Source organism: Nonomuraea sp. NPDC059023 (assembly GCF_042740095.1).
In the GTDB taxonomy this organism is placed as follows: domain Bacteria; phylum Actinomycetota; class Actinomycetes; order Streptosporangiales; family Streptosporangiaceae; genus Nonomuraea.
This window is the reverse complement of record NZ_JBHYIO010000003.1, coordinates 470,866-492,347: the sequence shown is the minus strand read 5'-3', so window position 1 is coordinate 492,347 and position 21,482 is coordinate 470,866. Positions and strand designations below refer to the sequence as shown.

Annotated in this window: 17 protein-coding genes; 10 read left to right on the top strand and 7 right to left on the bottom strand. The window is 72.0% G+C overall.

The annotated features are described in order from the left end of the window. Position 1 precedes the first annotated feature (1 nt). Together ACFWYW_RS08185 and ACFWYW_RS08180 are read right to left on the bottom strand one after the other, a co-directional pair. Positions 2 to 1,396, bottom strand: coding sequence for a phytoene desaturase family protein (locus tag ACFWYW_RS08185; protein ID WP_379611454.1), 1,395 nt, complete (start codon positions 1,394 to 1,396; stop codon positions 2 to 4). Beyond that, positions 1,393 to 2,001 carry a DUF305 domain-containing protein gene (locus ACFWYW_RS08180; RefSeq protein ID WP_379611455.1) on the bottom strand — a complete coding sequence of 203 codons (609 nt, stop codon included), beginning with the start codon at positions 1,999 to 2,001 and terminating at the stop codon, positions 1,393 to 1,395. The genes ACFWYW_RS08185 and ACFWYW_RS08180 overlap by 4 nt, the downstream gene beginning before the upstream one ends. A gap of 117 nt (positions 2,002 to 2,118) precedes the next feature. On the opposite strand from ACFWYW_RS08180, the gene ACFWYW_RS08175 reads away from it, so the two are divergent. Then, entirely contained in the window at positions 2,119 to 2,826 is a 708-nt protein-coding gene (locus tag ACFWYW_RS08175) for a DUF3105 domain-containing protein (RefSeq protein ID WP_379611456.1), read from the top strand. A gap of 2 nt (positions 2,827 to 2,828) precedes the next feature. On the opposite strand, the gene ald is transcribed toward ACFWYW_RS08175, so the two are convergent. Then, positions 2,829 to 3,944 carry an alanine dehydrogenase gene (gene ald / locus ACFWYW_RS08170; protein WP_379611457.1) on the bottom strand — a complete coding sequence of 372 codons (1,116 nt, stop codon included), beginning with the start codon at positions 3,942 to 3,944 and terminating at the stop codon, positions 2,829 to 2,831. 173 nt (positions 3,945 to 4,117) lie between these two features. Here ald and ACFWYW_RS08165 point away from each other — a divergent pair, with 173 nt between their 5' ends. Together ACFWYW_RS08165 and ACFWYW_RS08160 are read left to right on the top strand one after the other, a co-directional pair. Beyond that, the gene (locus tag ACFWYW_RS08165) at positions 4,118 to 5,092 is read left to right on the top strand and encodes an excalibur calcium-binding domain-containing protein (protein ID WP_379611459.1); all 975 of its coding nucleotides are present in this window, start codon (positions 4,118 to 4,120) and stop codon (positions 5,090 to 5,092) included. 67 nt (positions 5,093 to 5,159) lie between these two features. After that, positions 5,160 to 8,144, top strand: a complete 2,985-nt coding sequence (locus tag ACFWYW_RS08160) for a BTAD domain-containing putative transcriptional regulator (RefSeq protein ID WP_379611460.1) — start codon at positions 5,160 to 5,162, stop codon at positions 8,142 to 8,144. On the opposite strand, the gene ACFWYW_RS08155 is transcribed toward ACFWYW_RS08160, so the two are convergent. The 3 genes from ACFWYW_RS08155 to ACFWYW_RS08145 are packed head-to-tail and all read right to left on the bottom strand — an operon-like array spanning position 8,116 to position 11,996. Continuing rightward, a complete protein-coding gene (locus ACFWYW_RS08155; protein WP_379611462.1) occupies positions 8,116 to 9,495 on the bottom strand; it encodes an NCS2 family permease in 1,380 nt (459 codons plus the stop codon). The two genes, ACFWYW_RS08160 and ACFWYW_RS08155, sit on opposite strands and share 29 nt — an antisense overlap. A 59-nt stretch (positions 9,496 to 9,554) precedes the next feature. Beyond that, positions 9,555 to 9,788 (bottom strand): EF-hand domain-containing protein, encoded by a 234-nt coding sequence (locus ACFWYW_RS08150; protein WP_379611464.1) that lies wholly within the window; start codon positions 9,786 to 9,788, stop codon positions 9,555 to 9,557. A 9-nt stretch (positions 9,789 to 9,797) separates the two neighbouring features. Next, positions 9,798 to 11,996 carry a xanthine dehydrogenase family protein molybdopterin-binding subunit gene (locus ACFWYW_RS08145; protein ID WP_379611466.1) on the bottom strand — a complete coding sequence of 733 codons (2,199 nt, stop codon included), beginning with the start codon at positions 11,994 to 11,996 and terminating at the stop codon, positions 9,798 to 9,800. A 94-nt stretch (positions 11,997 to 12,090) separates the two neighbouring features. Between ACFWYW_RS08145 and ACFWYW_RS08140 the strand changes: the two genes are divergently transcribed. The 5 genes from ACFWYW_RS08140 (at position 12,091) to ACFWYW_RS08120 (ending at position 18,397) form a co-directional block, all read left to right on the top strand. Continuing rightward, on the top strand, positions 12,091 to 13,569 hold the full coding sequence (locus tag ACFWYW_RS08140; protein WP_379611467.1) for a PucR family transcriptional regulator: 1,479 nt from the start codon (positions 12,091 to 12,093) through the stop codon (positions 13,567 to 13,569). Positions 13,570 to 13,947: 378 nt separating this feature from the next. Beyond that, positions 13,948 to 15,231: a helix-turn-helix domain-containing protein gene (locus tag ACFWYW_RS08135; protein WP_379611468.1), complete on the top strand. Its 1,284-nt coding sequence runs from the start codon at positions 13,948 to 13,950 to the stop codon at positions 15,229 to 15,231. A 51-nt stretch (positions 15,232 to 15,282) separates the two neighbouring features. After that, positions 15,283 to 15,858 carry a copper resistance protein CopC gene (locus ACFWYW_RS08130; RefSeq protein WP_379611469.1) on the top strand — a complete coding sequence of 192 codons (576 nt, stop codon included), beginning with the start codon at positions 15,283 to 15,285 and terminating at the stop codon, positions 15,856 to 15,858. Continuing rightward, positions 15,855 to 17,831 (top strand): cytochrome c oxidase assembly protein, encoded by a 1,977-nt coding sequence (locus ACFWYW_RS08125; protein ID WP_379611471.1) that lies wholly within the window; start codon positions 15,855 to 15,857, stop codon positions 17,829 to 17,831. Before ACFWYW_RS08130 ends, ACFWYW_RS08125 begins: the two co-directional genes overlap by 4 nt. Before the next feature lie 176 nt (positions 17,832 to 18,007). Next, positions 18,008 to 18,397: a sensor histidine kinase gene (locus tag ACFWYW_RS08120; protein ID WP_379611472.1), complete on the top strand. Its 390-nt coding sequence runs from the start codon at positions 18,008 to 18,010 to the stop codon at positions 18,395 to 18,397. Here ACFWYW_RS08120 and map read toward each other — a convergent pair. Next, complete coding sequence (gene map, locus ACFWYW_RS08115) at positions 18,384 to 19,232, bottom strand: type I methionyl aminopeptidase (RefSeq protein WP_379611473.1); 849 nt, start codon at positions 19,230 to 19,232, stop codon at positions 18,384 to 18,386. The genes ACFWYW_RS08120 and map overlap by 14 nt on opposite strands. Before the next feature lie 73 nt (positions 19,233 to 19,305). On the opposite strand from map, the gene ACFWYW_RS08110 reads away from it, so the two are divergent. Both ACFWYW_RS08110 and ACFWYW_RS08105 read left to right on the top strand, forming a co-directional pair. After that, the gene (locus ACFWYW_RS08110) at positions 19,306 to 20,700 is read left to right on the top strand and encodes a DsbA family protein (protein WP_379611474.1); all 1,395 of its coding nucleotides are present in this window, start codon (positions 19,306 to 19,308) and stop codon (positions 20,698 to 20,700) included. Beyond that, positions 20,697 to 21,482, top strand: coding sequence for an NAD(P)H-binding protein (locus tag ACFWYW_RS08105; protein WP_379611475.1), 786 nt, complete (start codon positions 20,697 to 20,699; stop codon positions 21,480 to 21,482). Before ACFWYW_RS08110 ends, ACFWYW_RS08105 begins: the two co-directional genes overlap by 4 nt.

Here is a 21,482-nt window from a genome sequence, read left to right as displayed (position 1 = left end):
GTCAGGGGTGCTCGCGCAGTGCCAGGCGGGCGGCGTGGTAGCCGCCCATACCGTGCGCCCCTCCACCGGGCGGGGTGGAGGCGGAGCACAGGTAGACGCCGGGCAGCGGCGTGCGCCACGGCGCCGGTGACCACACGGGCCGTTTCACGAACTGGCCGAGGGACCCGGTGCCGCCGTTGATGTCGCCGCCGACCAGGTTCGGGTCGAACCGTTCCAGGTCGGCGGTGTTCATCGTGTGCCGGGCCAGGACCCGCTCGCGGAAGCCGGGCGCGAACCGCTCGATCTGCGCCTCGATCGCGGCGCTCATGTCGGCCGACGAGCCGCGCGGCACATGGCAGTAGGCCCACAGCGTGTGCCCGCCGCGTGTGGGGTCGGCCGCGTAGGGCTGCACCAGCAGCACGTACGGCCGCGGCGAGTGGCGTCCCGCCGACACCTCGGCCTCGCTCAGCGCGATCTCCTCCAGTGTGCCGCCCAGGTGGACGGTGCCCGCCCGCGCCACCCGCGGGTCACGCCAGGGCACGGGGCCGTCGAGCGCCCAGTCCATCTTGAACACACTCGGCCCGTACCGGAAGCGCCGCAGCCGGTCGCGGTAGCCGGTGGGCAGCTCGGTCATCCGCAGGAACTGCCGGGGCGTCACGTCCAGCATCACGATCGGGGCGTCCAGCTCGCGCAGGTCGTGCACCCGGTGGCCGCTCACCGTGGTGCCGCCGAGCCTTCGCAGCCGCTCCACCAGCGCGTCGGCCAGCACCTGCGAACCGCCTCTGACCAGCGGCCAGCCCACCAGGTGCGCGCTGGCCGCGAGCAGCATGCCGTACCCGCTCGTGATCGGCGAACGCAGGTCCAGCACCGAGTGCGCGGCCATGCCCGCCAGCAGCGCCCGCCCCTCGACGGTCCGGAACAGCGCGCGCCCGAGCACGGTCGCGGGCAGCGCCCCGAGCAGTCCGAACCGCGCCGCCGCCAGCGGAGCCCTGGGCGGCGAGAGCGGCGACAGCAGCGTCTCCACGAGCGGCGCGCCCGCGCGGGCCGCCGCCCCGACCGACGCGCGCCACGCCGCCCCGTCCCGCCCCAAGCCCTCCGCGGTACGGCCGGCGTCCCGATGGACCAGCGCGGCGGGCCGGCCGTCCAGCGGATGGGCCACGGCGACCTCGGGCTGCGCGAACGGCGCGATCGTCGTCAGCCCGAGCGCCCGGAAGGCGGGCGAGACCAGCGCCATGGCCAGCACGGTCGCGCCCACGTCGTGGACGCGGCCGGGCAACGTCAGCTCGGCCGAGCGCAGCGCGCCCCCGAACCGGCCGGCCGCCTCCAGCAGCAGCACCCGGCGTCCCGCGGCGGCCAGCGTGATCGCGGCCACGAGCCCGTTGGGACCGGAACCGACCACCGCCGCGTCGTAGGTCACAAGATGGACGGCAGCGGCTGCGCCCCGCGGTGCCCGAGCATGTCGGTCATCAGCTTGATCTCGCCGTTCTGGCCGTCGATGATCTTCTGCGCCATGCTGGTCACCTCCTCACGCTCCGACAGCGGCAGCAGCCCTCTGGCCATCTGCACGCCGCCCTCGTGATGGCGGATCATCAGCTGCAGGAACAGCACCTCGGCCGCTTTGCCCTGCAGGCCCTTGAGCTTGTCCAGCTCCTCGCGCGTGGCCATGCCGGGCATCACGCCCGCCTTGAGCGGCTGCCCGCCGTGCCCGTGCCCGCTCATCCACGTCATCGGCCGCAGATCGGTCGACTGGCCGAGATCCCACTGCTGCAGCCAGCCGAGGAACATGCCGCGCTGGTTCGCCTGAGTGTTGATGATGTCGAAGGCGAGGTTTCTGACCTCGGGGGCGGGGCCCTTGTCCCTGATCGTGAACGACATGTCCACGGCCTGGGCGTGATGGGTGGCCATGTCGCGGGCGAACCCGGCCTCCGCGGAGGTCTCGGACGGCGTGCCTCCCCGGCCGAACAGCAGGAAAGCGGCGATGGCCGCGAGAGCGACCGCGCCGACGGCGATGAGCTTGTTCATGTCGCTCCCAGCGTACCCAGGGCCGGCGTGAGCTCGTCGTTAAGCTTCTTATTCTCCATATACGCCCGGAGGGCATAGGGTGACCCGCAGTTGGCATGCCGATGGAGGAAAATCGCGATGACGAAGGAGAAAGCGCAGGCGCGGCGCGAGCATCTGGACAAGATGCGGGCCGCGCAGAGGCGTAAGGAGCGCCGCACCGCGTTCCTCATGTGGGGAGCGGGTGGCGCGGTCATCGTGCTGCTCGTCGGCGTGGTCGGCTTCTACCTGATCAACCAGTCGAGGGCCAGTTCGCTCGACGCCGTCACCAGTGTCAAGTACGACGCCGGACAGCACGTGTGGAACGCGGTCACCTACAAGGAGACCCCGCCGGTGGGCGGCGAGCACAACAACTACTGGCAGCAGTGCGACATCTACGACAAGCCCATCCATCCCGAGCACGCGGTGCACTCGCTGGAGCACGGCGCGATCTGGATCACCTACCGGCCCGACCTGCCCAAGGCCGAGATCGACGCGCTGAAGAAGGTCGCCAGTGAGACGGGCAGCCTCGAGTACATGCTCGTCAGCCCGTTCCCGAACCTGCCCGCGCCGATCGTGGCCTCCTCCTGGGGACACCAGCTGAAGCTGGAGAAGGCGGCCGACGAGAAGCTGCCCGCGTTCATCAAGAAGTACCAGAACGGCAAGGACACCCCCGAGCCGGGCGCGACCTGCGGCGGCAACCAGGCGATCACGACGACCGCCGATCAGCAGCCGCTGCCGCCCGAGCCGCAGCAGCAGGGGCAGCCGAGCGGCAGCCCGGCCCCGACGCCGTCGTCGTCGAACCAGTAGGGCTAGCCGAGCACGTCCTCGATGGGCACCCACTCCAGCCCGTGCGCCTCGGCCACGGGCCGGCTGGTGAGGTGCCCTTCGTGTGTGCTGAGGCCGTGCGCCAGCGCGGGGTCCTCGCGTAGCGCCCGCGCCCAGCCCAGGTCGGCGATGGCCAGGGCGTAGGGGAGGGTCACGTTCGTCAGCGCGTACGTGGAGGTGTGCGGCACCGCGCCGGGCATGTTGGCCACGCAGTAGAAGATCGAGTCGTGGACCCGGTAGGTGGGGTCGGCGTGGGTGGTCGGGCGCGAGTCCTCGAAGCAGCCGCCCTGGTCGATGGAGATGTCCACCAGCACCGAGCCGGGTTTCATCCTGCGTACGAGGTCGTTGGAGACCAGCTTCGGCGCCCTTGCCCCCGGCACCAGGACCGCCCCGATGACCAGGTCGGCCTCCAGCACCGCGAGCTCGACCTCCAGTGTGTTCGAGGCGACCGTCTGGCAGTGGCCCTGGTAGATGGCGTCGGCCTGGCGCAGCTTGTCGATGTTGCGGTCCAGCAGCAGCACCTCGGCCTGCATGCCGAGCGCGATGGCGGCCGCGTTCATCCCGGAGACGCCGGCGCCGATCACCACGACGTTCGCCGCCCGCACGCCGGGCACGCCGCCCATGAGCACGCCTCTGCCGCCCTCGGAACGCATCAGATGGTAGGCGCCGACCTGGGGCGCGAGCCGTCCGGCCACCTCGGACATCGGGGCCAGCAGCGGCAGCGCGCCGTTCGCCGTCTGCACGGTCTCGTACGCGACGCCGGTCACGCCCGACTCCAGCATCGCGCGGGTGCACAGCTCGGAAGCCGCCAGGTGCAGGTACGTGAACAGCACCTGGCCCTTGCGCATCCGGTGATACTCCTCGGCCACGGGCTCCTTGACCTTCATGACCAGGTCCGCCTCGGCCCAGACGGCGTCCGCGCCGTCCAGGATGAGCGCGCCCGCGGCGGCGAAGTCGGCGTCGGGGATCGCCGAGCCCGTGCCCGCGTCCCGCTCGACGAGGACCTGGTGGCCGTGCCGTACGAACTCGTGGACGCCCGCGGGGGTGAGAGCCACGCGGAACTCGTTGTTCTTGATCTCGCGGGGTACTCCGACCTTCATGAGACCACTCTCGGCTCGCCAGTCAAACAGAACTATCGACAATCTGTAATTGTTCTTCCATTCTTCCTCACACCATGGTGGAAAGTGGAGAAATTCCGGCTGATTACCCCGGTCCGGCTTGTCCTCGATAAGCTCACCGGCAGCCCGCGAACGCCAGGATGGGGTCGTCGTCCATGTCGATGGAGAATCCACCGGTCTCCGACACGCCGCGGCCTGAGCAGCCGCAGGCCAGCAAGCTCACCACGATCGTCCTGATCGTCTCGCTCGTCCTGGTGATCGTGATCGCCGGGGTGCTGGGGGCGGTGGCCGTCCTCATGACCAGGAGCCCCGACGCCCCCCTGCTGGGCGCGGTGCCGCCGCTGCAGCTCGCCACCCCCATCCACTTCGCGCCCGTGCGCGAGTCGAAGGAAGCGCCCTGCCCCGGTGAGGAGGCGGTCCTGGACGAGCTGAAGACCACCTGCTACCTGATCGGCAAGGGCGTCACGGTCAACGCCGTGCAGCAGATCGAGACCGTGGCCGAGGACGACGGCACGTACTCGGTCCGCATCGCGATGGCGCCCGCCTTCAAGACGCGGGTGGCCACGATCATCCAGGAGCTCGCCGGCGACCAGCGCCCGCTGGCCGTGGTGCTGACACCGCCGAACGTCGTCGTGGCCGCGCCGTCCGTCCTGCAGGCGATGGACGGCGACAGCGTGAGCATCGGCCCGTTGCCGAAGGCCGAGGCCGAAGCCCTCGCCGCCCGCCTGGGCGCGGGCGGCACGGGCGCCCCTACCGGGGCCCCGGAGACCGGCCTCCCCGGCACCGGAGCCCCGACCACGGGGTTGCCGGACACGGGGACGCCGAACACCGGCGCGCCCAACACCGGGGCGCCGAACACCGGCGCGCCCAACACCGGCACCGGCGCACCGAACGCGACCACGCCCCCCGGCACCGGCAACCCGAACGCGACCACGCCGGCCGCCAACACCCCGGTCGGGGCCAACCCGACCGGCGGCTCCCTGCTGCCCGCCAAGGACAAGCGCCACCCGTCCTGCAAGGAGGCGGTGGCCGCGGGTCTCGGCCCCTACACCAAGGGCCGGCACACCGAATACACCTGGTACGTGGACAAGGACAACAACGGCACCGCCTGCAACTCCGCCGACCTCTGAGCCGCGCCGGACTGTCGGGGGCGGTGGCTAGGCTCCTGGTTGAGTCTGGCCTTCGGAGGGTTGTCAGGTGCGGATTCTGTTGCTCGGCCCGGTGGGTGTGCGCACGACGGCGGGGGCGTTCGTCGCGGGGCCGCCCCGCCGGCAGGCGGTCCTGGCGATGCTGGCCGCGCACGCGCCCCACCCGGTCACGATGACGGCGCTGATCGAGGGGCTGTGGGGCGCACGGGCTCCGCGCTCGGCGGGGCAGAGCGTCTACACCTACGTGGCCGGCCTGCGCGCGGTGCTGGAGCCGGTGCGCGGACGGCGGGAGCCGCCGAGCGTGCTGGTGGGCGGCGCGGGCGGCTATCAGCTGCGGCTGGATCCGCGCCTCGTGGACGCCCGCGAGTTCACCGCTCTTGTCGAGGAGGCCAGGCGGTTCGGGCGGCACGACGATCACCCGGCCGCGCTGTCGGCTCTGGACCGCGCGCTGGGGCTGGTCAGGGGCGACCCGCTGTGCGGCGTGCCGGGCCCGTTCGCCGGGGCGGAGCGGCACCGTCTGCAGGAGTTGGGGCTGTCGGCTGCCGAGCTGCGGGCCGGCGTCCTGCTGAAGACCGGCCGCGCGGACGCCGCGGTCGACTCCCTCGACGGCCTGCTGGCCCACCACCCGTTGCGCGAACGGCTGCGCGAACTGCTCATGCTCGCCCTCTACCACTGCGGACGGTCGGCGGAGGCGCTGGAGGTCTTCGCCGACGGCTGCCGCGTCCTGGCGGACGAGCTGGGAGTGGACCCGGGCAAGGGTCTGCGCCACTGCCACGAGCTGATCCTCCGCGGCGACCCCGTCCCCGGGATCGCGGGCGAGAACCCGCCCGGGGAACCACCGGACCGGAGCGGGCTCGTGAAGGCGCCGGACACCGAGGAGCTCGTGACGGCGCGGGGCAGCGGGGAGCGCGTGACGGCGCCGGACGCCGAGGAGCGCGTGCCGGCGCGGGGCAGTGGGGAGATCGTTCCCGGGAGTGCGGAGCCGCGGGCCGGTCGGGATCCGGTGCCGCGGCAGCTTCCCCGTGCGCTCATCGGGTTCGTGGGCCGGGCCGGGGAGCTGGCCAGGCTGACGACGCTGGTCGCCGAGCAGGGCCATCCGCTGGTGGCGATCTCCGGGCCGCCCGGCATCGGCAAGTCCGCCCTGGCGCTGAAGCTGGCCCACGCCGTCAAGGACCGCTTCCCCGACGGCCAGCTGTTCGTGAACCTGCACGGCAGGACGCCCGGCGTGCCACCGCTGACTCCGCTGGAGGTGCTCGGCCGGTTCCTGCGGGCCCTGGGTGTGCCGGGCAGCGCCGTACCGGTGGATCAGGACGAGGCGGCGGCCGAGTGGCGCAGCAGGATGGACGGCAGGCGCGTCCTGGTGGTCCTCGACGACGCCGCCGGTCTCGGTCACGTGCGGCCGCTCCTGTCAGCACCGCTGGGCGCGGCCCTCATCGTCACCAGCAGGGAGACACTGGCCGCGGGCGACGACTGCGCGCAGGTCCGGCTGGAGGGGCTGCTGCCCGCCGAGGCCACCGCGATGCTCGCCACACTGGCGGGCGCCGACAGGGTGGCGGCCGACCCGGCCCAGGCGGAACGGCTGGCGCGCCTGTGCGACGGGCTGCCGCTGGCCCTGCGCATTTCCGGCGCGCGCCTGGCCGACCATCCGGGCTGGAGCGTCGCCGACCTGGTGACGCGGCTCGGCGACGAGCGCCGCCGCCTGCACGAGCTGCAGATCGGCGACTTCGCGGTCCGCTCCGCGCTCACGTCGAGCTGGCGCGCGCTGCACGACAGCCCGCATCCCCGCGACAGGGCCGCCGCCCGCCTGCTGTCCCTGCTCGGCGAGCTCCACTTCCCCGAGATCACGGTCGCGTTCTCCGCCGCGCTGCTGGGCTCGGGCACGGCCGAGGCGGCCGCGGCCCTGTGCCGCCTGGCCGACGCCCATCTGGTCGAACGCGGCCGTGCCGACCGTTTCCATCTGCACGATCTGGTCCGCCTGTTCGCCGCGGAGCTCCGGCCCGAGGGCGCCCAGGCCGCGGTGGCCAGGGCTCTGGCGTTCTGCGTGGCGTCCGCCCGGCACGCCAGCGTCCTGGTGGACCCGCATCGCCTTCAGCCTGTCATCCCGCCCGTGGCGGCCGAGCCCGCGGCCCTGGACACCCCGCGGCAGGGCCAGGATTGGCTGACGGCCGAGTCGGCCAACCTCGTCTCCGCGGCGAAGCAGGCGATGTCCGGCCAGGACGAGGAGATCGCCAGGCTGGGCGTCGCGCTGACCTTCTCCTTCATGTGGTTCCAGAGCATGGCCTACCACACCATCGACATGCTGGAGTGCAACGAGCTGGCGCTGGCCGTGACCCGGCGGCTGGACGAGCCGGCACTCGCCCAGCAGGCCCACGCCCACGTGGCGGAGGCCCTGTGGATGGCCGACCGGCTGGGCGAGTCGGCCGGACACCACGAGGCCGCTCTCAAGTTGGCCAGGCGGCTCGGCGACCGCTTCGGCGAGCTGCGCGCCCTGGGCAACCTCGCCAACCTGAACCTGATCTCCGAACGCCATGGCCAGACCCTGGCCTTCGCGCGGGCGCAGCTCGTGATCGCGCGGGATCTCGGCATCCGGGTCGGCATCCGCTACGCCCAGCTCATGATCGGCAGCGCCCTGCTGGGGCTGGGCCGGCCGGAGGAGGCGGCGGAACCCCTGGCCGAGGTCATGGCCGGCGCCGTGAGCGATGGCGACGCCCTACAGGAGGGCCTGGCCCACCTGATCATGGGCGAGACCTGCCTGGCTCTGGGCCGGCCCGAGCGGTCGCTGAGCCGCTTCGACCGCGCCGCCGCCCTGATCGGCAGCGTGTCCAACCGCATCGGCGAGCTGCGCCACATGGTCGGCCGCACGCGTGCCCTGCGCGAGCTGGGCCGCCTGGAGGAGGCCGAGGAGCTGGCCGAGCGGGCGGCGGCCCTGGCCGCCGTACTGAAGAACCCGCGTTGGGAGGAGAAGGTCCGGGTGGAACGGCACGCGGTCCACGCGGCTCTGGCCGTCAGCCGAACAGCCCCTCCAGCGCGGTGATCCCGAAGTACGCCACGAAGATCACCGAGACCACCCAGAGCAGCCAGGGGATCTCGGAGAACCTGCCGCGGGCCGCCTTGATCAGCGTGTAGGAGATCACCCCGGCGCCGACGCCGTTGGTGATCGAGTAGGTGAACGGCATCAGCGCGATCGTCAGGAACGCCGGGATGGCCAAGTCCAGGTCCTCCCAGGGAACCTTGCGCGACTGCGTCATCATCAGCGCCCCGACCAGCACGAGCGCGGGCGTGGCCGCGGCGGGCGGCACCACGGCGGCCAGCGGCGTGAACAGCAGCGTCAGCCCCAGCAACGCCCCGGTCGCGACGCTCGCCAGACCGGTACGCGCCCCTTCCCCGACCCCGGCCGCCGACTCCACGAAGACGGTGTTGGCCGAGGCGCTCATGGAGCCGCCCACGACGCCGGCGACGCCGTCCACGGTGAGGATGGCGCCGAGCCGGGGCACCCGGCCCTGGGCGTCGACCAGGCCCGCCTCGTCGCTGACCCCGATGATCGTGCCCATCGCGTCGAAGAACCCGGACAGCACCAGCGTGAACAGCACCACGGTCGCGGTGACCACGCCCGCCCGCGCGAAGCCGCCGAACACGTCCACCTGCCCGACCAGCCCGAAGTCGGGCGCCGCGACGAGCGACTCGGGCAGCCGGGGCACCACGATGCCCCAGGTCTTGGGGTCGACGACGGCCAGCGAGTTCACGATCACGGCCACGATCGTGGTGACGACGATGCTGATGAGGATGGCGCCCGGCGTCTTCCTGACGTACAGGATGATCATGAGCAGCAGCCCGAAACAGAACACGGCCACGGGCCAGCCGGTCAGATGGCCCGTCGCGCCGAGCTGTACGGGCGTCCCGGTGCCGCGTCCGACGAATCCGGCGTCCACGAGGCCGATCAGGGCGATGAACATGCCGATGCCGACGCTGATCGCGTGCTTGAGCGCCAGCGGGATCGCGTTCATGATCAGTGTGCGCAGCCCGGTCACGGCCAGGATGATGATCACGACGCCTTCGAGCACCACCAGCCCCATCGCCTGCGCCCAGGTCATGAACGGCGCCGCCTGGTAGGCCACCACCGCGTTCAGCCCGAGCCCGGCCGCCAGCCCGAACGGCGCGTTGCCCGCCACGGCCATGAGCAGCGTGCAGATGGCGGCGGCCAGCGCCGTGGAGGTGGTGAGCTGGGCGATGGTGAGCTGCGCGCCGGTGACGTCCTTGGCGCCGCCCAGGATGATCGGGTTGAGCAGGATGATGTAGGCCATGGCCATGAACGTGGTGATGCCACCGCGTACCTCACGGCCGACGGTCGTCCCCCGCCCGGACAGCTCGAAGAAGCGGTCGAGCACAGCGGTCCCCCCTAGCGATCAAGGGGGATTGCCGGTTGCCTACCCGGCGGGGGAGCCGGTCATGCCTTCTCGTGCCGTCCGCCGCCGACCATGGCGACGAACTCCTCCAGTCCGATGTGCCCGTCCCCGTTCTTGTCCGCCGACCTGATGAACAGCTCGATCTCGGTGCGGTCGAGGCCGTGCGTCCCCAGTGCCTCGTTGACCTTCCGGATCTCCTCGACGGTGATGACGCCATCGCCGTCGGTGTCGAATCTGGCGAATTCTTCTCTCGCCTCAGCCTCGATGTTGCTCATCCGGACAACCTATAGGAGGGCTATCTCCTCGGGCCGGATCGGCACCCGGGCAAGCGCCAGGCCGGTCGCGTCGCGCACCGCCGCCGCGATCGCGGGCGTCGAGGACAGCGTCGGCGGCTCACCGGCCCCTCTCAGCCCGTACGGCGCGGCCGGGTCGGCGTTCTCCAGGATCTCCAGCCGCATCGGCGGCATGTCGAGGATGGTCGGGATCAGGTAGTCGGTGAACGACGGGTTCACCACGCGCCCGTCCCTGACCTGGATCTCCTCCATCAGCGCCAGCCCGAGCCCCTGCGCGGTGCCGCCGTGGATCTGCCCCTCCAGCGCGAGCGGGTTGAGTATGCGCCCGACGTCCTGCACCGCCGCCAGCTCCACCACCTTGACCAGCCCGAGCTCGACGTCCACGTCCACGACCGCCCGGTGCACGCACAGGGCGAGCTGGGTGTGCGAGTCGCCCTGCCCGGTCACCGGGTGCAGCGGGTACGTCGGCCGGTGCCGGAACTCCCGCGTCTCCTCGATCGGCCCGAACTTCTCCAGCGCCGCCCGCGCCTCCAGCCCCTGGAACCGCGCCCGCACCGCCTCGCACGCCGCCTTCACCGCGCCGCCGGTCACGTAGGACTGCCGGGAGGCCGACGACGACCCCGCCGAGCCGACCGCCGTGTCCGCCGTGGCCACGGTGACGTCGTCGACGCCGAGCTCGGTCCTGGCGATCTGCGCCTGTACGGTCACCAGCCCCTGACCGACCTCGGCGGCGGCGGTGTGCACGGTGACGTGCGGCTCGCCGTTGACCAGTTCGGCGCGGACCCTGGCCGTGGAGTAGTCGTCGAAGCCTTCGGAGAAGCAGATGTTCTTGATGCCTACGCCGTAGCCGACGCCCCGCCGTACCGACTCGCCGTGGGTGGTCTGTGAGACGCCGCCCGGCAGGTCGCGCAGGTCGGCGCGGTCGTCCGCGGCGGCGGGCAGCGGCATCGACTCCAGCGTGCGCAGCATGTCCGCCAGCGGGGCGGGCGCGTCGATGAGCTGGCCGGTGATGAGCCGCGAGCCCTGCGAGACGGCGTTGCGGACGCGGATCTCGACCGGCGACAGGCCGCAGGCGGCGGCGAGTTTGTCCATCTGCGACTCGTAGGCGTAGCACGCCTGCACGGCGCCGAAGCCGCGCATCGCCCCGCAGGGCGGGTTGTTGGTGTAGACGCCGGTGGCGACCACCCGCACGTTCGGCACCTCGTACGGGCCGACGCCCAGCGAGGCCGCGTTGCCGACGACGGCGGGAGAGGAGGAGCAGTAGGCGCCGCCGTCCAGGAGGATCTCGGCCTTGACGTAGACGAGCCTGCCGTCGCGGGTGGCGCCGTGCTCGTAGCGCATCCACGCCGGGTGGCGGTGCACGTGGCCGAAGAACGACTCCTCGCGCCCATAGGACATCTTGACCGGCCGGTTCAGGTGCAGCGCGAGCATGCAGGCGTGGACCTGCATCGACAGGTCCTCCCTGGCGCCGAACGCGCCGCCGACGCCCGACAGCGTGAGCCGTACCCGCTCCGGCGGCAGACCCAGGCAGGGGGCGAGCTGGTCGCGGTCGACGTGCAGCCACTGGGTGGCGATGTAGAGGTCCACGCCGCCCTCGCCGTCGGGCACCGCCAGCCCGGACTCCGGGCCGAGGAAGGCCTGGTCCTGCATGCCGACCTCGTACTCGCCGCTCACCACCACGTCGGCCTCGAACGTGTCCCCGACCGTGACGGGCTGCCTGCGCAGGATGTTGCCGCCCGGCTGCACGTGCGGCTGGCTCGGATCGCCGGCCGCCGCCCTCGGGTCGGTGACCGCGGGGCGCGGCTCGTACTCGACGGAGATCGCCGCCGCCGCGCGCCGGGCCGTCTCCGGATGGTCGGCCGCCACCAGTGCCACCGGTTCGCCCTGGTAGCGCACCTGGTCGATGGCCAGCACCGGCTGGTCGTGGTGCTCCAGGCCGTAGAACTTCTCGCCCGGCACGTCCTCGTGCGTCAGCACCGCGTGCACGCCCGCCATCCGCAGCGCCGGGCCCACGTCGATCGACCTGATCCAGGCCGAGGCGTGCGGGCTGCGCAGCGTCACGCCCCAGACCATGCCGTCCAGCCACAGATCGGACGCGTACGCGAACTCGCCCGTCACCTTCAGCGTCGCGTCGGGCCGCTGCGCGCTCTCACCGACGCCCTGCCGCGCCGTGCCGACCGTCTCCGTCATCTTCCGAGTACAGCACCGGCCGGCGCGGGCGTCCTATGCGCGACAGGTGAAATCACGGTCAGCGGTTGGCGGGCACACTTGTATATTCCTCCAAGTGCGCATCAGTGATTTGCTGGAGATCTCGGAGCTGCGCCTGAACCTGCTCACGGGCGACCCGTCCGCCGAGTTCGGCACCGTGCACATCACCGACCTGCCCGAGCCCGGCCGTTACCTGTCCGGCGGCGAGTTGGTCCTCACCGGCATGCTGTGGCGCCAGGGCCCCGGCGACTCGCCGCGCTTCGTCGCCGCGCTGCGCGAGGCGGGCGTGGCCGCGCTCGGCGCCGGGCAGGCCTGGCTCGGCCATGTCCCCGACGACCTCGTCGCCGCCTGCACCGCCGCCGGACTTCCGCTCATCGAGGTTCCCACCGAAGTCTCCTTCCGTACGCTCAGCGAGATCGTCGTGCCGCGCCTGTCGGGTGACGTGCGCGAGGAGCTCGGCCGCCATCGCCGCATCGTCGCGGCCGTCGCCGAGGGCGCCGACCTGCCCGAGCTCGTCGCCCTCACGGCCGCGGAACTCGGCGTCACGGGCGCGGTCGTCTCCGCCTCCGGCGAGCTGATCGCCGGCACCCTCGACGATCCGGTACGGCTGGCGCGCGCCTACCTGGCCGCGTCCCGGTTGCCGTTCGTGACCGGCGGGCACACCGTCTTCGCCGTCGGCCGCGGCCATCGCGCCGCCGGATGGGCCCTCGCCTGCGACGGCGACCTGCTCGACCGGGCCGACCTCGGCTACGAACTGGCCGCCTGCGTCGCGCTGGAACGGATCCGCATGGACGCGGGCCGCCAGGTTGAGCGCCGGCTGGCCGGGCAGCTGATCGCCGCCGCCCTGGCCGAGAGCGACGCCGCCGAGCTCAACGCCGGGCTGCGTACCTGCGGGATCGACGCTGCGGAGCCGTACACCATCGTGAACGCCACCGCGACCGGCGGGCAGGGACGCGACCCCGGCCCCGTGACGCTCGGCGGCCAGGTGATCGAGGAGCTGCTGGGGCGCGAGGTCGTGGCGGCGGCAGGCGCGGACGGCGCGATCGCCGTCGTGCCCCTGCGCGGGAGGTCCGTCAGCGACCTGGCCGACCGGCTGCGCGCGGGCATGGACGTGCTGTCGTCGCTGCCGGGCACCGGCGTGTGCGCCGGGCTCAGCAGCGCCTTGTCCGGGGCGGCGGGGCTGCGCGGCGGGGTGACGGAGTCCGGCCACGCCCGCCGGCTGGCCGAGACCCGCGGCGGCGGCGTGGTCACCAGCGCCGAGATCTACACGCACGGACTGCTGCTGGCCACCGTGCCGGCCGACATCAGCCGCTCGTTCGCCGCGAGCCTGCTGGGGCCGTTGCGCGACTACGACCGCCGGCACCAGTCCGACCTGATCCGCACCCTGGGGATCTTCCTCGACACGGCGGGATCGTGGCAGCTGTGCGCCGAGCATCTGCACGTGCACGTGAACACGGTCCGTTACCGCATCAAGCGCATCGAGGACCTGACTGGCCGCGACCTGACCACGATGCCGGACCGCGTCGACTTCTATCTGGCCCTGCGCGCTCCTTGACCCCAGGGCATCCCGAGCCGTGAGCGCCCGAAATGTAGGGAAAATATAGACCGGCGGCCTACGGTGGTTCCATCCGCGTGCGAGTGGGGGCGCACGCTCCGGGGAGTGAAGCGTGCGCCCCCACTCGCGAGGTACCGCGTGCGGTGCGGTAGACGCGGAGTGGTGCCTGTCGGTCTAGCAGCAAGTAGGAGTGTCGAACGCAGAAGATATGACCGCCGTCGATGGCGTTCCCGCAGTTGCGGCCGTAGCATTGCCTGCAACAACCACAATGGTTGCGATCACGGCAGCTACTGCGGACATGGCAAGACGCGTGCGCATGGGGGGTTCTCCCTCGCCTGTGTGTGATGCTCGGACATATCATTTCAGGGAGCGGCAGCAGTGACCACATCTGACCTGGTCGGTCTGCGAATTAAGACCGTGCGACGACAGCGTGGCCTCTCACAGGCCCAGCTAGCGCACCCCGAGTTGTCGGACAGTTACGTCTCCCTGATCGAGAGCGGCAAGCGTACTCCCACTCCGGCTGTTCTCGAGCTTCTCGCCCAGAAGCTGGACTGCTCGCTGTCCTATCTCCTCAACGGCGTGACCGCCGAGCAGATGGAGGACATCGAGCTGGCGCTCGGCTACGCGAGACTGGCGCTGGAGAACGGTGAGGTCTCCGAGGCCAGGAACCGCTTCGCCGAGCTGATGGCGGACAACAACCTGACAGGGCTCACGTCCCTGCGTCAAGACGTGCAATTCGGGCTCGCACACGCTACGGAGGCGTGCGGTGACCTCGACGGGGCGATCACGCTCCTGCGCCGGCTGGCCCAGGAGGAGCTCGCCGCCGAGCGGCAGATCGAGGTGGCCAGCGCGCTGGTGCGCGTGTACCGCTCCAGCGACCGCCTGACCGAGGCCGTCGAGGTGGGCGAGGCCATCCTGGGCGGGGTCAACCGCCCGGTCTGGTCGGACACCCTGGTCGAGCTCGGCGCGAACCTGCTGGCCGTCTACCTCTACCGCGGCGACCTCCTGCGCGCCCGCCAGTACGCGGCCGAGCTGCTGAACGCCGCCGACGCGCTGGGGACTCCCCGCGCCACGGTCGCCGCCTGCTGGAACGGCGCCGTGGTCGCCGAGAGCCTGGGCCACGGCGAGGAGGCGCTGTCGCTGGCCGAGCGCGCGCTCGGCATGCAGTCCGAGTACGGCCAGCCGCGTAACCTCGCCCGCATGCGCCTGGCCCTGGCGTCGCTGACGCTCAAGGTCCGGCCGCAGGCGGTCGCGGAGGTCCGCGCGCTGGTGCAGCGCTCGATCCAGGAGCACGCCGAGACCTCGGCCGGCACCTTCGACCGCGGGCACGCCCTGATGGAGCTCGCCCGTGCCGAGATCATCGCGGGCCTGCCGGAGGCCGCCGCCCAGCACGCGGCCGAGGGGCGCGACCTGTTCCCGACGACCGCGCGACGGGCGGAGGCGGAGGCGCACCTGCTGCTCAGCCGCGCCTACACCGCCCTCGACCGCACGAGCGAGGCCTCCGCCGAGGTCGACGCCGTCCGGGCCTGGCTGAGCCCGCTGCCCGACTCCCGGGTCACGGCCGGCATCTGGTTCGCCGCCGCGGAAGGGCTGGAGCAGCTCGGTGACACGGAGGGGGCAGTCGGGGCGTACCAGCGGGCGCTGGCGTCGGCCGGGTTGTAGCCCGGCGCGGCGGCGGGACCGGGCGGCGTCGTGGGTAGCCTTGGGGGTGCCATGAACAGATCCCCGCTCGCGGCGCTCGCCGCGCTTCTCGCCGCCCTGATCCTCCTCGGCACCGCTTCCCCCGCCCTGGCGCACGACGCGCTGCGGACCAGCGACCCGGCCAAGGGCAGCACGGTCAAGTCCGTGGACCAGGTGAAGCTGGAGTTCACCGCCAAGGTGCGCATGCCGTTCGTCATCGTGAGGGGTGACGGCGGCGAGTTCCACGAGGGCAAGCCGGCGCTCGACGGCAAGGTGGTGACGCAGGCGCTCAAGGGCGCGCTGCGGGACGGGAAGTACACGATCGCCTACCGGGTGGTCTCCTCCGACGGGCACCCGATCGAGGGTGAGATCCCGTTCACGGTGAAGGGCGCGCCCAAGCCCGAGACCTCGGCCACGCCGTCGCAGAGCACGAGCGCCGCGGCGCCGGCGCAGTCGCCGTCCGAGCAGGTGCAGACGCCGGACCAGACTCCGGCCAGCGCCGAGCAGGACCAGCCGGCCGGGTTTCCGATCTGGTTGATCATCGTGGTCGGCGCCCTGGCGGGCGTCGGCATCGGGTTCCTGCTGAGCATGCGGAGAAAGAAGCCGTGAGCAAAACCGCCCGGGTGGCGCTCGGGACCGTGGCCGCAGCCGTCGCCGGGCTGGTCATCGCGCTGATCGCCGGTGGCGCGGCCTTCCCCCGGGTCATTCCCGGCATTCCGGTGGCGGGGGCGCTGACGCGCTGGGGGCTGCCGCTGTCGAAGCTCGGCATGGACGCGGCGGCCGTGGCGACCGTCGGGTTGCTGCTCGTGGCGGCGCTGCTGCTGCCCAGCGACAAGGGGATGCTCGGCAAGAGCGCGCTCGGCTACGTCAAGGCCGCCTCGTGGACGGCGCTGTCGTGGTCGGGCTTCGCGTTCCTGCTGATGCTCTTCCAGCTGTCCGACCTCTACACCGACTCGGTGGCGAACGTCGTTCTCAAGAACTACATCCCGAGCTACGCCACCCAGGTCGGCAACGGCATCGCGCTGACGCTGGTGATCCTGTTCGGGGTGGCCATCGCGCTGTTCTCGCGGGGCGCCATCACGGCCGGGGCGGCAGCGGGGCTGCTCGTGCTCGGTCTGGTCGCGCTGCTTCCCCCGGCGCTGACGGGGCACGCCTCCTCCTCGCCCAACCACGACCTGGCCACGGCCGGGCTGTCGCTGCACCTGACCGGCCTCGCGCTGTGGGTCGGCGGGCTGGTCGTGCTCGTGGTCCACGCGGTGCGCAAGGCGCCGCAACTGGAGCAGACGGCGGCCCGCTTCTCCCGCGCCGCGCTCTGGTTCTACGTGGTCGTCGGCCTGTCGGGGCTGCTCAGCGTCGTCGCGCGGCTGACCGCCGTCTCCGACCTGTGGACCTCCAGCTACGGCGTGCTGATCGTGGCCAAGACCGTGGGCTTCGTGCTGCTCGGCTACATCGGCTGGTATCACCGCCAGCGCACCCTGGTCAGCCTCGAAGCCGGTCAGCCGAGGGCGTTCACCCGGCTGGCGGCCGGCGAGGCGCTGCTGATGTTCGCCACCGTCGGTCTCGCCGTGGCGCTCTCGCGCACCCCGCCGCCGGTGGTGAGCCTGCCCGCCGACCGCGCGTTCGAGCTGCTGGGCTTCGCGATGCCGCCGCCGATGACGCTGCAGACGCTGGCGTCGATGTGGTGGTTCGATCTGTTCTTCGCCGCCATCGCCGCCGCCCTCGCCATCCTGTACGGCGCCGCCGTCTACCGCCTGCTGAAGCGCGGCGACAAGTGGCCCTGGGGCCGCACGGCGTCCTGGTTCATCGGCGTGGCCATCCTGGTGATCGCCACCCAGAGCGGCGTGGCCCGCTACGCCAAGGTCATGTTCAGCGTGCACATGGTCGAGCACATGACGCTGTCCATGATCGTCCCGATCTTCCTGGTGCTGGGCGCCCCGGTGACGCTGGCGCTGCGCGCGCTCAAGCCCGCCGCCCGCCGCGGCGACCGGGGCCCGCGCGAGTGGCTGACGACGATCCTGCACAGCAGGGCGGTGAAGGTCATCGCGCACCCGGCGATCGCCACCGCGATCTTCATCGCCTCCACCTACGCGCTCTACTTCACCCCGCTGTTCGCCGGCGCGATGGAGGAGCACCTGGGCCACATCGCGATGACGCTGCACTTCCTGCTGAGCGGCAGCCTGTTCTTCTGGGTGATCATCGGCGTGGACCCGTCGCCGCACAAGCTGCCGTACGTGGGGCGGCTGCTGTTGCTGTTCGTGACCATGCCGTTCCACGCGTTCTTCGGCATCGCGCTGATGATGATGGGCACGGTGCTGGCCGCCGACTGGTACGAGCAGCTCGGGCGCACGTGGGGCGGGCCGCTGCTGGCCGACCAGAACAACGGCGGCGCCATCGCGTGGGGGTTCGGCGAGATCCCGACCCTGATCGTTCTGCTGGCGATCGCCGTCCAGTGGTATCGCGACGAGGATCGCACGGCGCGGCGGGAGGACCGGCGCGCGGACCGCAACCCGGCGGGTGACACGGCGCTCAACGACTACAACGACTACCTCGCGCGGCTCAACAAGGCGGACAAGGGCGACTAACTCCCGCGTCACAGAACCTTGTCACCCCCCACGGCGCCGGATGCCCTAGTAGGCTTTCACGTGGGGGAGCCGGGCAGTTCTCATGGCCGCACGCTGTGGCCTCGGGGTGCCGGAGTCAGGTCCGGTGCGTTGCCCGCTTGTTGGAAGGGCGAGATCACTTGGCGGAAGAGACGCGCATGCGCGGGGGGCGGAGCCTGGCCGAGGAGCTGGAAGGCTGTCTCGGCGACTGGGGCGAACGCACCGGGATCACGGTGGAGACCTGGGCGTTGCCCACGGTCGAGGTCCCGCAGCCCATCGCGCGGGCGGTGCTCGCGGTCGTTCAGGAAGCGCTTGCCAACGTCGAGCGGCACAGCGGAGCACGGGTGGTCTCCGTCGCCGTGACAGCGGGCAAGAGCGGCCTGCGGATGACGGTCAGCGACGACGGAGACGGATTCCACGCGGCCAACGTGGGGCGGGGCATCACGCGGATGCGGGCCCACTTCGCCGAGATCGGCGGCAGCCTGTCGGTCAGCAGCGTCCGCGGCGAGGGCACGACGGTGACCGGAGTGGTGCCTAGGCGAGGGTGAGGATCTCGCTGCCGCCGTCGGTCACCAGGATCGTGTGCTCGAACTGCGCGGTGCGCTTGCCGTCCTTGGTCACCGCGGTCCAGCCGTCGGCCCAGATGTCGTAGTCGATGGTGCCGAGCGTGAGCATCGGCTCGATCGTGAACGTCATGCCGGCTCGCAGCTCCACGCGCAGCGAGGGGTCCTCGTAGTGGGGGACCATCAGGCCGGAGTGGAAGCTCGTGCCGATGCCGTGTCCGGTGAAGTCGCGGACGACGCCGTAGCCGAAGCGCTTGGCGTAGGACTCGATGACGCGGCCGACGACGTTGAGCTGGCGGCCGGGGGCGACCGCCTTGATGGCGCGCATCATGGCCTCGCGGGTGCGCTCGACCAGCAGCCTGGACTCCTCGTCGACCTCGCCGACCAGGTAGGTGGCGTCGGTGTCGCCGTGGACGCCGCCGATGAACGCGGTGATGTCGACGTTGACGATGTCGCCGTCGCGCAGCACGGTGTCGTCGGGGATGCCGTGGCAGATGACCTCGTTGATCGAGGTGCACAGCGACTTGGGGTAGCCCTTGTAGCCGAGCGTGCTCGGGTAGGCGCCGTGGTCGAGCAGGAACTCGTGGCCGACCCGGTCGAGCTCGTCGGTCGTGACGCCCGGCCGTACGTGCTTGCCGACCTCGTCGAGCGCCTGGGCGGCCAGCTTGCCGGCGACCCTCATGCGCGCGATGACCTCCGGCGTCTTCACATCGGACTCGCCGGTCTTGGGGCGTTTCTTGCCGACGTACTCCGGCCGCTCGATGTGGGCGGGGACCTTACGCATCGGCGAGATCCGTCCGGGCTGGAGCAGTGTCGTCATGGGACATGAGTCTACCGAGCCCCAGTCGGTTGACAGATGTTGCGTCAGGCCCCCGGCTCGTACGGTCGCAGACATGATTCTTGTTACCGGAGCTACCGGAAAAGTCGGCGGCCAGGTGGTCGCCCAGTTGCGTGAGCAGGGTGTCGAGGCGCGGGCGCTGACCCGCGATCCGAAGCGGCCCGGTGAGGTGTACGGCGACCTCGCCGACCCCGCCACGCTGGACGCCGCGCTCGACGGCGTGGACAAGGTGTTCCTCGTGTGGCCGACGCTGTCGGCCGACGAGCGGGCCGCAGAGGTGCTGAAGAAGATCACGGAGCGGGTGCGCCGGGTGGTCTACCTGTCCTCGGCGGGAGCGGAGGAGGAGGCCGATCCGGTGAACTCCTCCCACCGGATGATCGAGGGCCTGATCAGGGAGTCGGGCGTCGAGTGGACGTTCGTGCGGGGCGGCGGCTTCGCCGGCAACGACCTGGGCTGGGCGGCGGGCATCCGGGCCGGCGGGGTGGTGCGGGAGCCGTTCGGCGGGTGGGCCAGGTCGCTGGTGCACGAGGCGGACCTGGCCGCGGTGGGAGTGCGGGCGCTGCTGGACGACGACCACGTCGGGGCCGCGTACGACGTGACCGGGCCGCAGGCGCAGACGCAGCGGGAACGGGTGGAGATCATCGGCGAGGTCATCGGGCGGCCGCTGCGCTTCGAGGAGATGCCGCGGGAGGAGGCCAGGGCCTACTTCGAGACGTGGCTGCCGCCGGAGGCCATCGACGACACCTTCGAGGACATGCGGAAGCTCACCGCGCGGCCCGAGCCCGTGACCACCGCGGTCGAGGAGGTCACCGGGCGGCCGGCGCGCACCTACCGGGAGTGGGTGGCCGACCACCGCGCCGACTTCGCCCCGCCCACGGTCACGATGACGCTGGACCTGGCCTGCTCCTGGTCCTACCTGGGCTTCAACCGGCTGCGGATGGCGCTGGAGCGGCGCAGGGCCGAGGGCGCCCGGGTGGAGGTCGCCTTCCGTCCGTACCAGCTGGCTCCCGATGTGCGGGAGGTCGAGCCGCTGACCCTGGTGCACGAGCGGGCCTTCGGCCCTGAGGCGGCCAGGTCGACCGAGCGGATGACCCGCCTGGGCGCGGCGGAGGGCCTCGACTACCGCTTCGACCGCGCCCGGTTCGCCAACACCTTCCAGGCGCACCGGCTGATCGCCCTCGCCTCCGCCCAGGGGCTCGGCGAGGAGATGACCGAGCGGTTGTTCCGCGCCTACTTCACCGACGGCCTGGACCTCTCCGACCTCGCGACGCTCAGGGAACTGGCCGCCGAGACCGGCGTGACCTGGCACGACGGCGGCGAGGACGAGCTGCGGGCCAGGCTCGCCGAGGTCACCGTCACCGGGGTGCCGGTGTTCGAGGCCGGATCGCGCACGCTGTCCGGCGCCCAGTCCGTCGAGACCCTCTACGAGCTGATCGGGCAAGCGTCATGATCCTGGTGACCGGAGGAACCGGAAGCGTCGGCGGCCAGGTGGTCGCCCAGCTGCGTGAGCGGGGCGCCGAGGCGCGGGCGCTGACCCGCGACCCGAAGCGCCCGGGGGAGGTCTACGGCGACCTGACCGACCCCGCGACCCTGGACGCCGCGCTGGACGGAGTGGACAAGGTCTTCCTCGTCTGGCCCGTCCTCGGCGACCCCGCCATGGCCGAGGCGGTCGCGAAGATCGCCCGGCCGGGCCGGCACGTCGTCTACTTCTCCTCGGCCATGGCCGGCGCGGCCGACCCGATCAACAGCGCGCACGGGGAGATGGAACGCCTGGTCAGGGAGTCGGGGGCGGACTGGACGCTTCTCCGCATCACCGGTCTGGCCACCAACGACCTGCGCTGGGCCCCCAGCCTGGCGCGGGGCGAGGTGGCCCGCGGCCCCTTCGGCGGCTGGAAGCGGACGCTGATCCACGAGGCCGACCTGGCCGCCGCCGGGGTCCGGGTACTGCTCGAACCGGGCCACGCCGGGCAGACCTACGTGCTGACCGGCCCGGAGCCGCTCGACGCCGGGCAGCGGGCGCGCGTGCTCGGCGAGGTGCTGCGGCGCCCGCTGCGCTTCGAGAACATGACCCGCGAGGAGATCGCCGCACTCTACGGCGACGTCGCCGACGCGCTCCAGGACTTCCCGCCCGAGCAGGTCACCGACACCGTCGAGAAACTGACCGGCAGGCCCGCGCGCACCTACCGGGAGTGGGCCGCCGATCACGCCCGGGACTTCGCGGGTAGCCTCTGA

Coding starts and splice junctions, on each gene's coding strand:
- ACFWYW_RS08180 (WP_379611455.1), bottom strand. CDS start 2,001: ATGAACAAGCTCATCGCCGTCGGCGCGGTCGCTCTCGCGGCCATCGCC.
- ACFWYW_RS08165 (WP_379611459.1), top strand. CDS start 4,118: ATGTCGATGGAGAATCCACCGGTCTCCGACACGCCGCGGCCTGAGCAG.
- ACFWYW_RS08150 (WP_379611464.1), bottom strand. CDS start 9,788: ATGAGCAACATCGAGGCTGAGGCGAGAGAAGAATTCGCCAGATTCGAC.
- ACFWYW_RS08175 (WP_379611456.1), top strand. CDS start 2,119: ATGACGAAGGAGAAAGCGCAGGCGCGGCGCGAGCATCTGGACAAGATG.
- ald (WP_379611457.1), bottom strand. CDS start 3,944: ATGAAGGTCGGAGTACCCCGCGAGATCAAGAACAACGAGTTCCGCGTG.
- map (WP_379611473.1), bottom strand. CDS start 19,232: ATGACGACACTGCTCCAGCCCGGACGGATCTCGCCGATGCGTAAGGTC.
- ACFWYW_RS08110 (WP_379611474.1), top strand. CDS start 19,306: ATGATTCTTGTTACCGGAGCTACCGGAAAAGTCGGCGGCCAGGTGGTC.
- ACFWYW_RS08145 (WP_379611466.1), bottom strand. CDS start 11,996: ATGACGGAGACGGTCGGCACGGCGCGGCAGGGCGTCGGTGAGAGCGCG.
- ACFWYW_RS08130 (WP_379611469.1), top strand. CDS start 15,283: ATGAACAGATCCCCGCTCGCGGCGCTCGCCGCGCTTCTCGCCGCCCTG.
- ACFWYW_RS08105 (WP_379611475.1), top strand. CDS start 20,697: ATGATCCTGGTGACCGGAGGAACCGGAAGCGTCGGCGGCCAGGTGGTC.
- ACFWYW_RS08120 (WP_379611472.1), top strand. CDS start 18,008: ATGCGCGGGGGGCGGAGCCTGGCCGAGGAGCTGGAAGGCTGTCTCGGC.